An 18,440-nucleotide genomic window follows, 5' to 3' on the forward strand; every position below is an offset into this window, starting at 1 on the left:
TTAAAATGATGATTATTACTAATAGCTAGATTAAAGGAGTGGGAAAATTATTTACCCGCTCTTTCTGTTTAAAGCGCAACTACTTTAGTTGCGTTTTTAATTAAAATAGATTTTTAGATATTGGAGATAATATAATTATAAAATTGAATAGTGAAGAAGGAGGTTAACATATGAAAAAAGATGCCTTAATAGAAAAGTTAGAAAATTTAGTTATACCAATAACTGATGAATTAGGTTATGAATTATATCATGTAGAGTTTGTTAAAGAAAACGGAGAAAATTATTTAAGAATATATATAGATAATGAAGAATCAGGCATTACACTTACTGATTGCGAAAAAGTTTCAAGAAGAGTTAGTGAAATGTTAGACTTAGAAGATCCAATTTCTACTTCATATTTTTTAGAAGTTTCTTCACCTGGTATAAACAGAGGTTTATATAAGGAAGAACACTTTAAAAGATTTATAGGAAGTAGAGTATTTATAAAATTTACAGGATCATTAAATGGACGTAAAAATGTAAAAGGTATTTTAAAATCCTGTGATGGAGATTTCTTAGAAATAGAAAGTGATGAAATAATAAAATTACCAAAAGACAAAATAAAGTCAGCTAATTTAGAGGGTGAATTATAAAGTAGGGAGGATAAGAAGATGAACGAAGAGTTTATAGGTGCTCTTAAAGAGATAGTTAAAGAAAAAGGAATATGTGAAGATTTAATATTTACAACAATTGAGGATGCTATGGTTGCAGCCTATAAGAAAAATTATGCAAATCAATATACTTCAGCTCAAAATGTTAAGGTTACAATTAACAGAGAAAGTGGAGAAATTGGAGTTTATGCTCAAAAGGTAGTAGTAGATGAAGTTTATGATGAAGTAACTGAAATAGGTTTAGAAGAAGCTAAGGAAATAAATCCTAAGTATGAAGTTGATGATATTGTTGATATTGAAGTTACACCTAGAAACTTTGGAAGAGTTGCAGCACAACTTGCAAAACAAGTAGTAACTCAAAGAATAAAAGAAGCCGAAAGAAATATAGTGTATAATGAATATAAGGAAAAAGAATTTGACATAATAACAGGAACAATTCTTAGAAAAGATAAAGGCTTAGTATTTGTTAATCTTGGAAAGATTGAAGGAGTTATAGGTCCTAATGAACAAATGAAAGGAGAAGAATATAAGTTTAATGAAAAATTAAAGTTATATATAGTTGAAGTTAAAAATGCTTCAAAGGGTGCTCAAATTCATGTGTCAAGAACTCATCCAGGATTAGTAAAGAGATTATTTGAACTTGAAGTTCCAGAAATATATAATGGAGTAGTTGAAATAAAGAGTATTTCAAGAGAAGCAGGTTCAAGAAGTAAGATAGCAGTATATTCAAATGATGAATCAGTTGATGCTATGGGTGCATGTGTAGGACCTAAGGGAATAAGAGTTCAAAACATAGTAAATGAACTTAAAAATGAAAAAATAGACATAATAAAATGGAGCAAGGATTCAGCAGAATTTATAGCAAATTCTTTAAGTCCAGCAAAAGTTTTAGATGTTAAGGTAAATGAAGAGGAAAAATCAGCTAAAGTTGTAGTTGATGATAATCAACTTTCTCTTGCAATTGGAAAAGAAGGTCAAAATGTTAGATTAGCAGCAAAGCTTACTAATTGGAAGATAGATATAAAAAGCAAAAGTCAAGCAGAATTAGAAGAGGAAGAATCTTTAATAGAAGAAGTATCAGAAAAAATAGATTCAGAAGAAATATCAGAATAAGAGAGGTGTTTTAATGAAAACAAAAAAGATACCTTTAAGAATGTGTACTGGATGTATGGAAATGAAGCCTAAAAAAGAGCTTATTAGAGTTGTTAAGTCAAAAGAAGGAGAAGTTTCAGTTGATTTAACAGGTAAAAAAGCAGGTAGAGGAGCATATGTTTGCAAATCTCATGGATGTTTAGAAAAGGCTTTTAAAACAAAGAGATTAAGTAGAAATCTTGATACTCAAATAAATGAAGAAATATATGACAGACTAAGGGAAGAGATGGATGATGAATAAGTTTTTCAATTTTCTAGGCTTAGCTAAAAGAGCTGGCAATCTAGTTGAAGGTTACAGTAAATGTAATGAACTAAGAAATAAAAAAAAGATGTATCTTTTTATTATTTCAAATGATGCGTCAGAATCAACAAAAAATAAATTTAAAAAACATTGTAATGAAAATAAAATACCATGTATTGAAAATTTCTCTAAAGAGGATTTAGGCATTAGCATAGGAAGAGATGAAATAAAAATTCTAGCTGTGCAAGATGAAAATATGGCGAAAAAGCTAATATCTCTTTACGAGGAGGAAAATATATGTAGAAATTAACCGGGGGTGACTGTATGTCAAAAATTAGAGTATATGAACTAGCAAAGGAACTTAATATAAGTTCAAAGAAATTAATCGAATTGTTAATGGATGAATTTAACATAGAGGTCAAAAATCACATGAGCGTAATAGAGGACGAAGATGCAGAGCTTATAAAGGAGCTTTTAGGAAATATAACAGGTGAACCTATAAGTGACAATGAAGTAGTAGAAGAGTACGAAAAAATTGTTGACGAAGAAGTGAATAAAGGACCTAAGAAAAAGAAAAAATATAAGAAGAATTCTGATGAAGAAAAAGAATCAGAAGGTGAAGTTGAAAAGGTAATCGAAGTTGGAGAAACAATATTAGTTAAAGAACTAGCTGAAAAGTTAAACAAACCAACAGCAGATGTAATTAAAACACTTATTTTCACTGGCGTTATGGCTGGAATTAATCAAGAAATAGATTTTGAAACAGCTGAAAAGGTATGTGAAAAATATGAAGTTTTAATAGGAAAAAAAGAAGAATCAGCAGAATTAGATGTTTTAGAAATGGAAGATGATAGCGAAGAAAACCTTCAAAAGAGACCTCCAATTATAACAGTAATGGGTCACGTTGACCATGGTAAGACATCACTTTTAGATGCTATAAGAAAAGCAAAAGTTACAGCAACAGAAGCAGGTGGAATAACTCAACATATAGGTGCTTACACTGTTAATGTAAATGGAGAAGAAATTACATTCTTAGATACACCAGGTCACGAAGCTTTTACAGCTATGAGAGCTAGAGGAGCTCAAATAACAGATGTTGTTATTTTAGTTGTTGCAGCTGATGATGGTATAATGCCTCAAACAAAGGAAGCTATAAATCACTGTAAAGCAGCTGGTGTTCCAATGGTTGTTGCAATAAATAAGATTGATAGACCAAATGCTAATATAGATAGAGTTAAACAAGAATTAACTGAGTTTGGATTAATTGCAGAAGATTGGGGCGGAGATACAGTATGTGTTCCAGTTTCAGCAAAACAAGGAGAAGGAATTAGCACATTACTTGAAATGGTTCTTTTAACTTCAGAAATGTTAGAACTTAAAGCAAATCCAAATAGAAAAGCAAAAGGAACTGTAATAGAAGCTAAACTTGATAAAGGTAGAGGTCCAGTTGCAAGTTTACTTGTACAAAATGGTACATTACATGTAGGAGATTCAATACTTGTTGGATCAACATACGGAAGAATAAGAGCTATGTTTGATGATACTGGAAAGAAAATTAAATCAGCAGGACCATCAATTCCAGTTGAAATATTAGGACTTTCAGAAGTGCCAGCTGCAGGAGATAGATTTAACCAAGTTAAAGATGAAAAGACTGCAAGAAATATGGCTGACCTTAGAAAAGAAAAAGTAAAAAATGAAAACTTAAATGCTAGACATAGAGTATCTCTTGAAGATTTATATAGCCAAATAAAAGAAGGTACTGTAAAAGAGCTAGATATAATTGTAAAGGCTGATGTTCAAGGTTCAGTAGAAGCTATAAGACAATCACTTGAAAAACTTTCAACAGATGATGTTAAAGTTAGAGTTATTCATGGTGGAGTTGGAGCTATAACAGAAACTGATATTACATTAGCTAGTGCATCAAATGCAATAGTAATTGGATTTAATGTAAGACCTGATTCAAATGCAATGGCAGCATCTGAAAAAGAAGGCGTAGATGTTAAAACTTACAGAATAATCTATGATGCTATAGAAGATGTTAAATCAGCTATGGTAGGAATGCTAGAACCTGAATATAAAGAAGTTGTTGAAGGTAAGGCAGAAGTTAGAGAAACTTACAAAATTTCAAGTGTAGGAACAATTGCAGGATGTTATGTTCTTGATGGAAAAATCACAAGAAATTCCGATATTAGAGTAATTAGAGATGGTATTGTAGTATTTGAATCAACTTTAGCTTCACTTAAGAGATTTAAAGATGATGTTAAAGAAGTAAGAAGTGGATATGAATGCGGATTAAGCGTTGAAAAATTCAATGATCTTAAAGAAGGAGATATTATCGAAGCCTACACTATGGAAGCCATAGAAAGAAAAGAACTTTAATTGATAAGAGGTGATACTTATGGCTAATTATAGAAGTGGAAGAATAAACGAAGAAGTTAAAAAAGTAGTGAGTAATTTAATTCAAAATGAAATAAAAGATCCAAGATTAACTGCTATGATATCTGTAACAGCAGTTGAAGTAACTAGAGACTTAGGATATGCTAAAGTATTTGTAAGTATATTTGCAAATAGTGAAGAAGAAAAAGAAAATAACTTAAAGGCATTAAAGAGTGCTAGTGGATTTATTAGAAGAGAAGTTGGCAAAAAAGTTAAATTAAGAGTTACTCCTCAAATAATTTTTGAATTAGATGAATCAATTGACTATGGAATGAAGATTGATGGACTAATAAGAAAGGCTAAGGAGCAATAATATTATGTCACTTAAAGATATAAAGAAAATTATCATTGAGGCTAATAAAATTGGAATTACCTTTCACACTTCTCCAGATGGAGATGCTATAGGAAGTGCATTAGGTCTTTTAAGTGGTTTAAGAGAACTTGGAAAGGAAGTGTATGTAATTTCAAAAGATACACTTTCAAAAGACTTCTCATTTTTACCATATTCAGAGGAGATAAATGGAGAAGTAACAGAACCTATAGATGGTACTGATTTAGTTATAGTATTAGATTGTGGTAATGTAGAAAGAATTTCAGCTGACCTTTCAGGTTTTAATGGGATGATAATTAATATAGATCATCATGTATCTAATGATAAATATGGTTTTATTAATTACGTAGACACTAAAGCAGCAGCAACAGCTGAAATAGTATTTTTATTATTAAGAGAAATGGGATATGAATTTTCCGTTAAAGAAGATATATTAGAAAAGATAGGTAGATGTTTATATACATCATTAATAACAGATACAGGATCTTTTAGACACTCTAATGTTACTAAAAGAACTCATGAAATAGCTGGTATATTAATTGGTGTAGGAGTAAATAACTCAATGATATATAATAACTTGTTTGATAATAGAAGTATAAACAAGTTAAATCTTATGGGTTATGCCTTTGAAAATGCTAAATTATATTTTGATGGAAAAGTTGTATTAACAGTTTTAGATAATAATACACTTAAAAAATTTGATAGTGAAAAAGAAGATACTTCTGATATTATTGGTAATCTTTTAAGTTTAAAGACTGTAGAAGTTGCAGTTCTTTTAAAAGAAGTAGATGAAGGGGTTAAAGGCAGCCTTAGATCTAAATATGATTTTGATGTTAGAAAGATAGCAGAAATATTTGGAGGAGGAGGCCATCCTAAAGCAGCTGGTTTAATGCAAAAGGGCGTTTTACTTCAAATTGTAAAAGATAATATTTTAAAAGAAATTGAAAGAGAGATTGACCTATGCAAGGAGTAATAAATATTTTTAAAAATTCTAAAATGACATCATTTGATGTTGTAAGAAGAGTAAAAAAAATTGCTCATGAAAAAAAGGTAGGTCATACAGGAACTCTGGACCCGGAAGCAGTTGGGGTGCTTCCGGTATGTTTAGGAAAAGCTACAAAAATAATAGACTATATAATGAAGGCTCCTAAAACATATGAGGTAACTTTTAAATTAGGGTTTAAAACAACAACCTATGATTTAGAAGGAGATATTATTGATAAAAAAGATATTTCTAATATAAAAGAAGATGATGTATTAAAAGCTATTAATTCTTTTGTAGGAACATATAATCAGGTTCCACCTATGTACTCTGCCATTAAAAAAAATGGAGTTAGGCTTTATGAACTAGCAAGACAAGGAATTGAAATTGAAAGGGAAGGAAGAGATATTACTATTTATGAAATAAGAGATATTAATATAAACTTACCTGAAATTACAATGACAGTAACTTGTTCAAAGGGAACATATATAAGAAGTTTATGTTATGACATTGGAGAAAAGCTTAAAGTATATGGTACTATGGTAAAGTTAAGAAGAACAGCTACATCAATCTTCAAAGAAGAAGATAGCATAAATATAGATGAGTTAACAGAGGAAAATATTAAAGACTATTTAATACCAATTGAAAAAGCTTTAGATTCATATCCTAAAGTAATTATTAATAGTAAATTTAAAAATCTTTTAATAAATGGTGCAAAGGTTTATGACAAAAGATTATTAAAAGAAAATATTGAAAATAATATATTATATAGAGTTTATGATGAAGAAGAATTTTTTATTGGACTTGGTAAAAAAGATGAAGAAGGATTTAAGCTTGAAAAGTTATTAATATAGCTTAGGAGAAGACTAGAAGGATATGAAAGTATTTAATAAAGATAATTTAGATAAAAATGATGAATATTACGTTGCACTTGGCAGTTTTGATGGACTTCATAAAGGACATTTATCACTAATTCACAAGTGTATAGAACTTTCAAAAAAAGATAATTGTAAAAGTATGGTTTTCACCTTTAGTAATCATCCAAGAACTGTAATAAATCCAAATGCTAAAATGAAATATTTAATGAATAATAAAGAAAAATTAGATATTTTAAAAAAAGAGGGGATAGACAAAGTTGTTCTTAAAGAATTTAATAAGGAATTTATGGAGCTATCACCAGAAGGTTTTATAAGAAAACTTTGCAGTGATTATAAGATTAAAGGAATTGTAGTTGGATTTAATTATAGATTTGGACATAAAAATTTAGGAGATATAAATCTTTTAAAAGAATTTTCATCAAAGTACAATTATAAATTAGAAGTTATAAGTCCATTGCTATTTAAAAATGATGTTATAAGTAGTACTAGAATTAGAAATGCATTAAGTGATGGAGAAGTTAGTGAAGCAAATAAAATGCTTACTAGACCATATAGTCTTACTGGAATAGTAGAACATGGAAAGAATATTGGAAGAACATTAATTGGGTTTCCTACTGCTAATTTAAAAGTTTTAGATGAAAAAATTATACCAGCAAAAGGTGTATATTATACTAATGTTAAATGGAAAAATAATATTTATAAAGGTATAACATCAGTTGGAAGTAATCCAACAGTTAATGGTAATAAATTAACTATTGAAACATTTATATTAGATTTTGATAATGATATTTATGATGATGAAATAAGTATATATTTTATAGATAAAATTAGAAATGAAAAGAAATTTAATTCTATTGACTGCTTAAAAGAGCAGCTTAAAGAAGATGAAAAATATGCAAGATCAAAAGAATTAGCTGTTATTATATAAATATTATTTACAATACTATATTGTTTTGTTATAATAATAGCGGAAACCTAGTCCTATGTTATGAGGTGCCATCTCATTACATGGAGCTAAGGGGATATTTTACACGGAGGTGCACTTATGGATAAGGCAAGAAAGCAAGAAATAATTAAAGAATTTGGAAGAAGTGAACAAGATACAGGATCAGCAGAGGTTCAAATCGCATTATTAAGCGAAAGAATTAATGAATTAACTGAACATTTAAAAGTTCACAAGAAAGACCACCACTCAAGAAGAGGACTATTAATGATGGTTGGACAAAGAAGAGGTCTTCTAAATTATTTAGCAAAGCAAGATATCGAAAGATATAGAGCTATAATCAAAAAATTAGGTTTAAGAAGATAGCTTAGAGCGGGTAAAACCGCTCTATTATTTTAAAATTATTAGCAAAATTTGTAAACAGAGACGAAAGGAGGTCCCTTTATGAGGAACACACTTAGTACAGTAGTAGCTGGAAGAGAGATGAAGGTTGAATTTGGTGGATTTGGTATGTTATCAGATGCAGCAATATTTTTTAGTTACGGTGATACTGTAATATTAACTAATGTAAACAAATCAGAGGAACCAAGAGATGGTATTGACTTCTTTCCTTTAAGCGTAGATTATGAAGAAAGATTATACGCAGTTGGTAAAATACCAGGAGGATTTATAAAAAGAGAAGGAAGGCCATCAGAAAAGGCAATTCTTCATGGAAGAGCAGTTGATAGAACAATAAGACCACTATTCCCTAAAGGATATAGAAATGATGTTCAAGTTGTTTGCACAGTTGTTTCAGTTGAAAAAGATAACTTGCCAGAAATATTAGCAATTAATGCAGCTTCAATGGCTTTATGTTTATCAAGCATACCATATGATATTCCAGTTGCAGGAGTTCAGGTTGGTTTTATCGATGGTAAATACATTTTAAATCCAACATCAGAAGAAAGAGAAAAGAGTACTCTAGACCTTACTGTTTGTGCTACAAAAGAAAAGGTTATGATGCTTGAAGCTGGTGGAGATGAAATTCCAGAAGATACTATGATAGAAGCTATCAAATTTGGATTTGATTCATGTAAGCAAATAATAGCATTCCAAGAGGAAGCTATGGCTAAGTTTGGTAAGCAAAAAGAAGAACCAGTTCTTTTCAAAGTTGATGAAGAAGTAGAAAAAGATGTTAAAGCTTTTGCAGGTGAAATGGTAAAAGAAGCAATGTATATCATGGATAAAGATGAAAGAAATGCTGCAATGGAAGAAGTAAATAATAAAGTATTTGCTGAATTCGAAGAAAAGCATGAAGGTAAAGAAGGAGATATAAAAGAAGTTCTTTACACAATGCAAAAGAAAGTTATAAGAAGCATGCTTTTAAATGATAAGAGAAGACCAGATGGTAGAGCTTTTGATGAAATAAGACATCTTGGTTGTGAAGTAGGACTTTTACCAAGAACTCATGGAACAGGATTATTTACAAGAGGATTAACTCAAGTAATGACTGTTGCAACATTAGGTTCAGTTGGAGATATTCAAATTTTAGATGGTATAGATGAAGCAGAATCAAAGAGATATATGCATCACTATAATTTCCCAGCATACAGTGTTGGAGAAGTTAGACCACTTAGAGGACCTGGAAGAAGAGAAATTGGTCATGGAGCTCTTGGAGAAAAGGCACTTGCACCATTAATTCCTTCAGAGGAAGAATTCCCATATACTATAAGATTAGTTTCAGAAGTATTAAGCTCAAATGGATCAACATCACAAGCTGCAGTTTGTGGATCAACATTAGCATTATTAGATGCTGGAGTTCCAATAAAAAGACCAGCTGCTGGTATTGCAATGGGACTTATAACTTCAGAAGATTTAAGTGAAGAAGAAGTTCTTACAGATATTCAAGGAATAGAAGATTTCTTTGGAGATATGGACTTTAAAGTTGCAGGTACTGAAAAGGGAATAACTGCAATTCAAGTTGATACAAAACTTAAAGGGTTAAGCTTTAATGTTGTTAATACAGCAATAAAAAATGCAAGAACAGCTAGAATGACAATTTTAGAAAAAATACATGAATGTATAGCTGAACCAAGAAAAGATGTTTCAGAATATGCACCAAAGACATCAATTATAAAAATTGATCCAGAAAAGATTAGAGATGTAATTGGAGCTGGTGGAAAGGTTATTAATAAGATAATCGAAGACACTGGAGTTAAAATTGATATAAAAGAAGATGGAACAGTATTTGTATCTTCTGTAGATCATGAAGGTGTAAATGAAGCTTTAAAAATAATTGAAGGTTTAACAAAGGAAGTAAAGGCTGGAGAAGTTTATTTAGGAAAAGTAACTAAGATAGCTACTTTTGGAGCTTTTGTTGAAATTCTTCCAAACAAAGAAGGATTAGTTCATATTTCAAAGCTTGATAAGAATAGAGTTAATAAAGTTGAAGATGTAGTTTCAGTTGGAGATGAAATTCTTGTTAAGGTTACAGAAATAGATAATCAAGGAAGAATAAATCTTTCAAGAAAAGATGCACTTCAAGACAATGAAGAAAAAGAAGATAAGTAATACTAAAAGGGCAATATAATTGCCTTTTTTTTACTAAAGGGAGGCATTCATGCATAAAATTTTTACACTAGAAAATGGGCTTAGAGTTGTAACAGAGAAGTTGGATGGGGTTAATTCAGTTAGTGTAGGAGTAATGATCCAAAATGGTTCAAGAAATGAAACATTAGAACTTAATGGTATATCTCATTTTATTGAACATATGTTTTTTAAAGGTACCTATAAAAGAAATGCAAAGGAAATTGCAGAAGAAATTGAAAATGTTGGTGGCCAGATAAATGCATTTACAAGCAAAGAAGCTACCTGCTATTATATAAAAACCTTAAGTACTCATATAGACCTTTCCTTAGATGTGCTGTCAGATATGCTTTTAAATTCAAAGTTTGATGAAAATGATATGGAAAAGGAAAAGGGAGTAGTAATTGAAGAAATAAATATGAATGAAGATAATCCAGAGGAAGTATTAGATGATATACATTCAAAAGCATCCTTTGAAGAAAATTCTCTATCATATCCTATTTTAGGAACTATAGATAAAATAAAAAACTTAAAGAGAGAAGATATTATTAATTTTATAGAAGAAAAATATACTCCATATAATTCAGTCATATCAATATGTGGTAAATTTAATGAAGAAGAAGTTATTAAATTAATAGAAGGATTTTTTGGAAAATGGGAAAGTAAAAAGGTGTATAAACCTAAATATGAACCATCTATCATTAAATCTAACTCAGTTTTTTCAAAGAAAGAAATTGAACAGTTGCATATTGCTTTAGGACTTCAAGGTTTACCTTTTGATGATGATAAAGGATATGCTTTAGTTCTTCTTAATAATATTTTTGGCGGTGGAGCTTCATCTATTTTATTTCAAAAGGTTAGAGAAGAGTTAGGTCTTTGCTATTCAATTTATTCTTATATACAGCCATTTCAAAAAGCTGGTTTAATAAACATATATGTTGGATTAAGTAAAGAATATGCAGATAAGGCTTTAAATGTTATTAAAAGAGAGCTTGAAGAGTTTTCAAAAAATGGTATAACAGAAGAACAGTTAAAAATTAATAAAGAAAAAATAAAAGCAAATTATATTTTAGGACTAGAAAGTACTAGTTCAAAAATGTTTGCAAATGCTAAATCTTTATTATTAAGAAATAAAATTAGAACTCAAGAAGAAGTAATAGAAAAAATAGATAACATAAGTAAAGAAGATATTGATTATGTACTTAAAAATTGCTTTGGAAAAGGTGTTATAAATACTGCTTATGTTGGAAGTGAAATAAATAAAGACTATTTAGATTCATGTATATATAAATCAATAGAAGCTTATGATAATAAGTAATAAAACTCCTTGCTAACTCATATTATATTTTATCTATAAAAGTTAGGAAGGATGTGTTTATATGTATGTTCAAGGTGAAAAAAATATAAAGTATCTTAGTGAACTTGAAAAATATGAACTTATAAATATTAATGATGGGGAGAAGTATGATTGCTTGCAAAACAATGATTTAGTAATAGATGATGAAGGAAATATAAGATATCTTCTAATTGATACTTCTTCTTCAAAATTTAGTATTTTTGGGGGAGCTAGAGAGATACTTGAAATAGATTGGAATGCAGTTCAAAAAGTTGGAGCAAAAACAATAATACTAGATGCTGATGAAAAGAGCATAAAAAGAGCAAAGGTATGATTTTTAAGGGGGAAAGGCAATGAAAATTGTAGTACAAAAATTTGGTGGCACATCTGTATCTACAAAAGAGAGAAGACAGAAAGTAATTGAAAAAGTAAAAAATGCTATTGAAGAAGGACTTTCTCCTGTTGTTGTTGTATCAGCAATGGGAAGATATGGAGAACCATATGCAACAGATACCCTTCTTTCATTAGTTGGAGATAAATTTAAAGGAAAAAATAAATTAGCATCAGATCTTTTAATGTGTTGTGGAGAAATAATAAGTTCAGTAGTTATGAGCAATGATTTATTTGATGAAGGTATAGACTCACTTCCATTAACTGGAGGTCAAGCTGGAATAAAAACTGATAGTGTTTTTACAAATGCAAAACATTTAGAAGTTAATCCTAAACAAATTTTAGATGCTGTAGCTAAAGGAAAAGTTCCTGTAGTAACAGGTTTTCAAGGAATGAATGAAGATGGATTCTTTACAACTCTTGGAAGAGGCGGAAGTGATACAAGTGCAGCTATATTAGGAGTTGCATTAAATGCAGAAAGAATAGAAATATATACTGATGTTGATGGAATTATGACAGCAGACCCAAGAATAGTAGAGGATGCATCATTAATAAATGTTATTAGTTATAATGAAGTTTTCCAACTTGCAGAACAGGGAGCTAAAGTAATTCATCCAAAGGCTGTAGATATTGCAATGAAGAGTAACGTACCACTTTTCATAAAAAATACAATGAGTGATGCAAAGGGAACATTAATTAATAATAATGGTGATATTAATAATGGTAAGATAATTTCAGGTATAACTCATCAAAATAATAGAATACAAGTTAAAATTAAAGCAGATGAAAATGCAAATAATGAAAAATATAGAGACTTATTAAGTTTACTTGCTGCAAATAAAATAAGTTTAGATTTAATAAATATTTTCCCAGATCAACAAATCTTTACAATTGGAGAAGATAAGAAAAAGGATTTAGAAAATATATTAAATGCAATTAATATAAAATATTCATTAATAGAAAATTGTAGTCAAATAGCACTAATAGGTTCTAAGATGAAAGGAATACCTGGTGTTATAGCAAGTATAGTAAAAACATTAAATGATAATAACATTGAGGTTTTACAAACAGCAGATTCACATATGACTATATGGTGTCTAATACATTCAGATAATGTTAAAGAAGCTATAAATTCTTTACATAAGTCATTTGAATTATCATAATTTAAAATATACATTATATAAGTATATTTTAAAGGCTCCTGTACAAAATAAAAATGTATAGGAGGAATGTTTATGAATATAAGTTTTTTAAATAATGAAAATGATAATGATGAAAAAGAAAAATTAGATAAAAATGTTGAGGCTATTAAGGAATTTGGAAATACAGGAGTAATTAATCCAAATGAAAGGATTAGAGTTTTACCTATTATAGGGCAGATTGAAGGGCATATAGTTTCTCCAGCCCAAAATAAAGCTACAAAGTATGAGCATGTAATACCACAGCTTATTGAAATGGAGCAAAATGAAAATGTTAAAGGTGTACTAATTGTTTTAAATACTGTTGGAGGAGATGTGGAAGCTGGACTTGGTATTGCAGAAATGATAAATTCTCTATCAAAACCAACTGTATCTATAGTTATAGGTGGAGGACACTCTATAGGAGTTCCCCTTGCAACTTCATCTAAATATTCATTTATAACACCATCTGCAACTATGATTGTGCATCCAATTAGAATGAATGGATTTATAATTGGGGTATCACAAACTTTTGAATATTTAAAAAAGATGCAGGAGAGAATAAATGAATTTATAATTAGAACTTCTAAAATCAAAAAGGATGAACTTGAAAAACTTTTAAGACAACAGGGAGAACTACTAAATGATGTTGGTACAATTTTAATTGGAAATGGAGCAGTAGAATGTGGCTTAATAAATGAAGTAGGTGGACTTAAAGAGGCTATTTCAAAACTAAATTCTTTAATAGATGAAGAAAAATAATATTATAGTATTATTAAATTATAAATCAGCTGTAAATGCTTTATAGCTGATTTTGTTATGTTATAAAAGGAATTTTAGTATGTTTGTAGAAAATAATAAAGTGAGGTGATTGTTTTTGAGCAGAGCTAAGAAAAAAAGTAGAAGAAAAAATAATAAAAGTAATAAAAATACCGACATACGTGGAATAGTTTATATTGCAGTCGGTATATTATTATCTGTAGCTATATATACAGATTTCATAGGAGCATTATCAAAGATTTCTCAAAGATTATCTCATTTTCTAATAGGAGTTGGAGCATATATATTACCAATATACTTATTATATTTAGGATATGAATATATAAAATCTAAAGGTAAAATTTCTTTAAATAAAAATTTTTATGGAATAACTATATATTCAGTAATAATAATATTAATATGTTCAACTATATACATTCAAAGGCTTAATGGAATGGACTCTTTTAGTGATGGAATTAAAGATATATTAGATATGAAATCTACTTTAAATGGAGGAGTAATAGGTTATGTTATATCTTACCCTTTATTTAAATTTGTTGGAAGTGTAGGGTCATATATTATTTATGTAGCACTTATTGGAATAGCAACTATTCTTACATTTGATATTACACTTTATGATTTAGGCGTTAGTGTTAAAAATAAAAGTAAGGAAATTAAAAAATCTAGAAAAAAAGAAAGAGATCTAGAAGATGATTATATAGATGATACATTTATAAAAGTAGTTGAAAAAAATGAAGAGAAAAATGTAGATAAAAAAGAATTTTTAAATGGAGTAAATAATAAAATTAAAATACTAGATTTTATGAAAAATTCATCTTTAGATGATGAAAATAGTGATGATTTATATAAAAATGAAGAGGCTGATCCATATTTAGAAGAAAAAGAGGAAATTATAAACCCTGTACCAAAGGTGCCTATTCAAAAGCAAAGTATAAAATCTAATAAAGAAAAATTAGAAAATTCAGTTAAAGCTGTAGTTCACGATGAAATTGAAAATAGTATTTTAGAAGGAAAAGAAGAGGAAAAAACACAATATGTTTATCCAGACACTGCTCTTCTTAATATTAATAGTGGCACAAAATTAAATAGTAATGATAAACAAGAATTAATAGATAGTGCAAATAAATTATCAGAAACACTAGGAAGTTTTGGGGTAGATGCAAAGGTTACTCAAGTTACTAAGGGACCTTCAGTAACAAGATTTGAACTTCAGCCAAGTCCTGGAGTTAAGGTAAGTAAAATAGTAAATCTTTCTGATGATATAGCATTAGGTCTTGCTGCCTCAGGAGTTAGAATAGAGGCTCCAATACCAGGAAAGGCAGCTGTTGGGATAGAAGTTCCAAATAGGGAACAGACTCCTGTTTTTTTACGAGAAGTTTTAGAATCTCAGGAGTTTTTAAATACTAATAAAAAATTAGCCTTTGCTTTAGGAAAGGATATAGGAGGGCAATGTGTTGTTGGTGATTTAAGTAAAATGCCACATACATTAATAGCTGGTGCAACAGGTTCTGGTAAGAGTGTATGTATAAATACATTAATTATAAGTTTACTTTATAAATATTCTCCAGATGAAGTTAAACTTTTAATGGTGGACCCAAAGGTAGTTGAGTTAAGTGTATATAATGGAATACCTCACCTTTTAATACCAGTTGTAACAGATCCTAAAAAAGCAGCAGGAGCCCTTAATTGGGCTGTAAATGAAATGACTAGAAGGTATAAGCTTTTTGCAGATTCAGGCGCAAGAAATATTGATTCATATAATGCCCTTTATGATAAAGGAACAATTGAAGAAAAATTACCATATATCGTTATTATTGTTGATGAGCTTGCAGATCTTATGATGGTTTGTCCAAATGATGTGGAAGATTATATAGGAAGATTAGCTCAAATGGCAAGAGCCGCTGGAATGCATTTAGTTATAGCAACTCAAAGACCATCAGTTGATGTAGTTACAGGAGTAATTAAAGCTAATATACCATCTAGAATATCCTTTGCTGTTTCCTCTCAAATAGATTCTAGAACAATATTAGATAGTGGAGGAGCAGAAAAACTTTTAGGAAAAGGTGATATGCTTTATTATCCAGTTGGAGAAAGTAAACCTCTTAGAGTTCAAGGATGTTTTATTTCAGAAGAGGAAGTTGAAAAAGTTGTTGACTTTATAAAAAATAAAGAGGATGAAGTTGTTTATAAAGAAGATATTATAGAACATATTAATAATGAAGCTGAAGGAACAAGTTCTAACTTACAAGGGGATGATGTAGATGAACTTTTAGATGAAGCTATTAATATAGTTGTAGATTATGGACAAGCATCAACATCATTTTTACAAAGAAGATTAAGAATTGGATTTAATAGAGCAGCTAGAATAATGGATGATTTAGAAAATAGGGGTATAATATCTCCTAAAGATGGAAGCAGACCAAGACAGGTGTTAATTACAAAAAATGATTTAGTAGGAACAAATAATACAGAAGATAATATTTAAATAGATGTAAATAAATTTTATCTTGTAATAGAATAAAAACAGTTATAAAATATTTAGGTATGAAAGTATTTTTTTAAAACATAGGAGGAAAAAAGTTTTGGCAAAATATAAAGTAGGAATGGTTAGCTTAGGATGCGACAAAAATAGAGTAGATTCTGAGATAATGCTTGGAGTAATGAACAAAGAATATGAAATAACAAACAATCCAAAAGAAGCAGATATAATTATAGTTAATACTTGTGGTTTTATTGAAAAAGCAAAGCAAGAGTCAATTGATACTATTTTAGAAATGGCAAAGTACAAGACAGAAAATAATTGTAAATTATTAATTGCAACTGGTTGTTTAACTCAAAGGTATGGTAAGGAACTTCAGGATTTAATGCCTGAGATAGATATAATGCTTGGAGTAAATGATTATACTAAAATAGATAAATTAATAAAAGAATTTATAACAAAAGAAAATATTGAAAATAAATTTACAGAAGTAAATTATTCAGATGAAAATATAAATGAAGGTGAAAGAGTACTTACAACAGATAGTGGTACTGCATATATAAGAATAGCAGAAGGTTGTAATAATTTCTGTACTTACTGTATAATTCCTAAAATAAGAGGAAAATTTAGAAGTAGAGAAATGGAAAGCATCTTAAAAGAAGCAGAAGATTTAGCTAAAAAAGGAATTAAAGAAATAATATTAATAGCCCAAGACACAACTCTTTATGGTAGTGATTTATATGGAAAGAAGAGTCTTCATATCCTCCTACATAAATTATCAATGATAGACGGAATTAAGTGGATTAGAGTTTTATATTGTTATCCAGAAGAAATATATGATGAACTTATTAAAGAGATGGCAAATAATGATAAAGTATTAAAGTATTTAGATCTTCCAATTCAACATATAAGTAATAATATATTAAAACTTATGGGAAGAAAAACAACAAAAGAAGATATAATAAATAAAATTAATAAATTAAGAGAAGAAATGCCTGAAATAGCATTAAGAACATCATTAATAGTAGGATTTCCAAATGAAACAGAAGAAGACTTTAATGAACTTAAAGAATTCTTAAAGGAATATAAACTAGAAAAGGTTGGAGTGTTTAAATATTCTAGGGAAGAAGGAACGCCAGCTGCCAAAATGGAAGGACAAATTTTAGAAAACATAAAGGATTTAAGAGAAAATGAACTTATGTTAATTCAAAGAGAAGTTTCAAAAGAAATAAATAGTTTGAAAATAGGTAAGATATATGATATTCTTGTTGAAGGATATAATGGTGAATATTACTATGGAAGAAATTATGAAATGGCACCTGAAATAGATGGAAATGTATTCTTCAAAAAACATTGCAAGGTTAATAATGGAGATATTGTTACAGTTAAAGTTTTAGAGAATACAGAGTATGATTTAATAGGAGTTGGTATATGTGAATCTTGCAAATAAATTAACAATATTAAGAATGCTTTTAGTACCAATTTTTTTAATATTTATTGTTGTTAAAGGTATACCTTATGGAACTTTTGTTGCAACTTTCATTTTCGTTATTGCTTCAATAACAGATAAGCTTGATGGATATATTGCAAGAAGTAGAAATCAAATAACTAATTTTGGTAAATTTATGGATCCTTTAGCGGATAAATTATTAGTTACAACTGCATTAATTGCACTTGTAGAGTTTGGAGTTGTTCCAAGTTTTGCAGCTATAATAATTATTGCAAGAGAATTTGCAGTTTCAGGACTTAGAACATTAGCAGCAGCAGATGGCAAAGTTATTGCCGCTAGCTGGTGGGGAAAGATTAAAACAGTTATACAAATAATTGCTATAATATTACTTTTAATAAAGGTTAACATAGCACAAAGTGAAATTTTAAATAATTTTGTAATGAATAGTAAGTTTTTAATCAATTTCTTTAAATATGTTCCAACTATAGCTTTATATGCAGCAGTTATAATAACTATAATTTCTGGATATGATTATTTTATAAAAAATAAAAAAGTTATATCAACTAAAAGATAAAGTGATTAAAAAATATAATATATGTCAATGATATAAAAAGTTCCTACTAAAAAGTTGGAACTTTTATCTATATTT

General features: G+C 28.9%; 18 protein-coding genes. All 18 read left to right on the forward strand.

The window, feature by feature from the left end:
- Window positions 1–170 precede the first annotated feature (170 nt).
- The 18 genes from rimP to pgsA all read left to right on the forward strand — a co-directional run bounded on the left by rimP (window position 171) and on the right by pgsA (window position 18,365).
- Window positions 171–632 (forward strand): ribosome maturation factor RimP, encoded by a 462-nt coding sequence (gene rimP / locus J2S18_RS04330; protein WP_307483712.1) that lies wholly within the window; start codon window positions 171–173, stop codon window positions 630–632.
- A gap of 18 nt (window positions 633–650) precedes the next feature.
- Window positions 651–1,763, forward strand: a complete 1,113-nt coding sequence (gene nusA / locus J2S18_RS04335) for a transcription termination factor NusA (protein ID WP_307483714.1) — start codon at window positions 651–653, stop codon at window positions 1,761–1,763.
- A 13-nt stretch (window positions 1,764–1,776) separates the two neighbouring features.
- Window positions 1,777–2,043, forward strand: a complete 267-nt coding sequence (rnpM, locus tag J2S18_RS04340) for an RNase P modulator RnpM (protein ID WP_307483717.1) — start codon at window positions 1,777–1,779, stop codon at window positions 2,041–2,043.
- Window positions 2,036–2,353 carry a ribosomal L7Ae/L30e/S12e/Gadd45 family protein gene (locus J2S18_RS04345; RefSeq protein WP_307483720.1) on the forward strand — a complete coding sequence of 106 codons (318 nt, stop codon included), beginning with the start codon at window positions 2,036–2,038 and terminating at the stop codon, window positions 2,351–2,353. The genes rnpM and J2S18_RS04345 overlap by 8 nt, the downstream gene beginning before the upstream one ends.
- 14 nt (window positions 2,354–2,367) lie before the next feature.
- Entirely contained in the window at window positions 2,368–4,422 is a 2,055-nt protein-coding gene (gene infB / locus J2S18_RS04350) for a translation initiation factor IF-2 (RefSeq protein ID WP_307483722.1), read from the forward strand.
- A 19-nt stretch (window positions 4,423–4,441) separates the two neighbouring features.
- On the forward strand, window positions 4,442–4,792 hold the full coding sequence (gene rbfA, locus J2S18_RS04355) for a 30S ribosome-binding factor RbfA (protein WP_307483725.1): 351 nt from the start codon (window positions 4,442–4,444) through the stop codon (window positions 4,790–4,792).
- A 4-nt stretch (window positions 4,793–4,796) separates the two neighbouring features.
- Window positions 4,797–5,783, forward strand: coding sequence for a DHH family phosphoesterase (locus J2S18_RS04360; RefSeq protein ID WP_307483727.1), 987 nt, complete (start codon window positions 4,797–4,799; stop codon window positions 5,781–5,783).
- A complete protein-coding gene (truB, locus tag J2S18_RS04365) occupies window positions 5,771–6,646 on the forward strand; it encodes a tRNA pseudouridine(55) synthase TruB (RefSeq protein WP_307483730.1) in 876 nt (291 codons plus the stop codon). Before J2S18_RS04360 ends, truB begins: the two co-directional genes overlap by 13 nt.
- A gap of 22 nt (window positions 6,647–6,668) precedes the next feature.
- Complete coding sequence (locus J2S18_RS04370; RefSeq protein WP_307483732.1) at window positions 6,669–7,598, forward strand: bifunctional riboflavin kinase/FAD synthetase; 930 nt, start codon at window positions 6,669–6,671, stop codon at window positions 7,596–7,598.
- A gap of 117 nt (window positions 7,599–7,715) precedes the next feature.
- Entirely contained in the window at window positions 7,716–7,979 is a 264-nt protein-coding gene (gene rpsO, locus J2S18_RS04375) for a 30S ribosomal protein S15 (protein ID WP_209795242.1), read from the forward strand.
- A 78-nt stretch (window positions 7,980–8,057) separates the two neighbouring features.
- Window positions 8,058–10,163, forward strand: a complete 2,106-nt coding sequence (locus J2S18_RS04380) for a polyribonucleotide nucleotidyltransferase (protein ID WP_307483735.1) — start codon at window positions 8,058–8,060, stop codon at window positions 10,161–10,163.
- Window positions 10,164–10,212: 49 nt separating this feature from the next.
- Complete coding sequence (locus tag J2S18_RS04385) at window positions 10,213–11,496, forward strand: M16 family metallopeptidase (RefSeq protein ID WP_307483738.1); 1,284 nt, start codon at window positions 10,213–10,215, stop codon at window positions 11,494–11,496.
- 61 nt (window positions 11,497–11,557) lie between these two features.
- Window positions 11,558–11,848 carry a YlmC/YmxH family sporulation protein gene (locus J2S18_RS04390; protein WP_307483741.1) on the forward strand — a complete coding sequence of 97 codons (291 nt, stop codon included), beginning with the start codon at window positions 11,558–11,560 and terminating at the stop codon, window positions 11,846–11,848.
- Between the two features lie 19 nt (window positions 11,849–11,867).
- A complete protein-coding gene (gene dapG, locus J2S18_RS04395) occupies window positions 11,868–13,067 on the forward strand; it encodes an aspartate kinase (protein ID WP_307483744.1) in 1,200 nt (399 codons plus the stop codon).
- Window positions 13,068–13,139: 72 nt separating this feature from the next.
- On the forward strand, window positions 13,140–13,844 hold the full coding sequence (locus J2S18_RS04400; protein ID WP_307483747.1) for a ClpP family protease: 705 nt from the start codon (window positions 13,140–13,142) through the stop codon (window positions 13,842–13,844).
- A gap of 115 nt (window positions 13,845–13,959) precedes the next feature.
- Complete coding sequence (locus J2S18_RS04405) at window positions 13,960–16,347, forward strand: FtsK/SpoIIIE family DNA translocase (protein WP_307483751.1); 2,388 nt, start codon at window positions 13,960–13,962, stop codon at window positions 16,345–16,347.
- A 97-nt stretch (window positions 16,348–16,444) separates the two neighbouring features.
- Window positions 16,445–17,791 carry a 30S ribosomal protein S12 methylthiotransferase RimO gene (gene rimO, locus J2S18_RS04410; RefSeq protein WP_307483754.1) on the forward strand — a complete coding sequence of 449 codons (1,347 nt, stop codon included), beginning with the start codon at window positions 16,445–16,447 and terminating at the stop codon, window positions 17,789–17,791.
- A complete protein-coding gene (gene pgsA, locus J2S18_RS04415) occupies window positions 17,775–18,365 on the forward strand; it encodes a CDP-diacylglycerol--glycerol-3-phosphate 3-phosphatidyltransferase (RefSeq protein WP_307483756.1) in 591 nt (196 codons plus the stop codon). Before rimO ends, pgsA begins: the two co-directional genes overlap by 17 nt.
- The last annotated feature ends 75 nt before the right edge of the window (window positions 18,366–18,440 follow it).

This window comes from Eubacterium multiforme (genome assembly GCF_030813415.1).
GTDB classification, from domain to species: domain Bacteria; phylum Bacillota; class Clostridia; order Clostridiales; family Clostridiaceae; genus Clostridium; species Clostridium multiforme.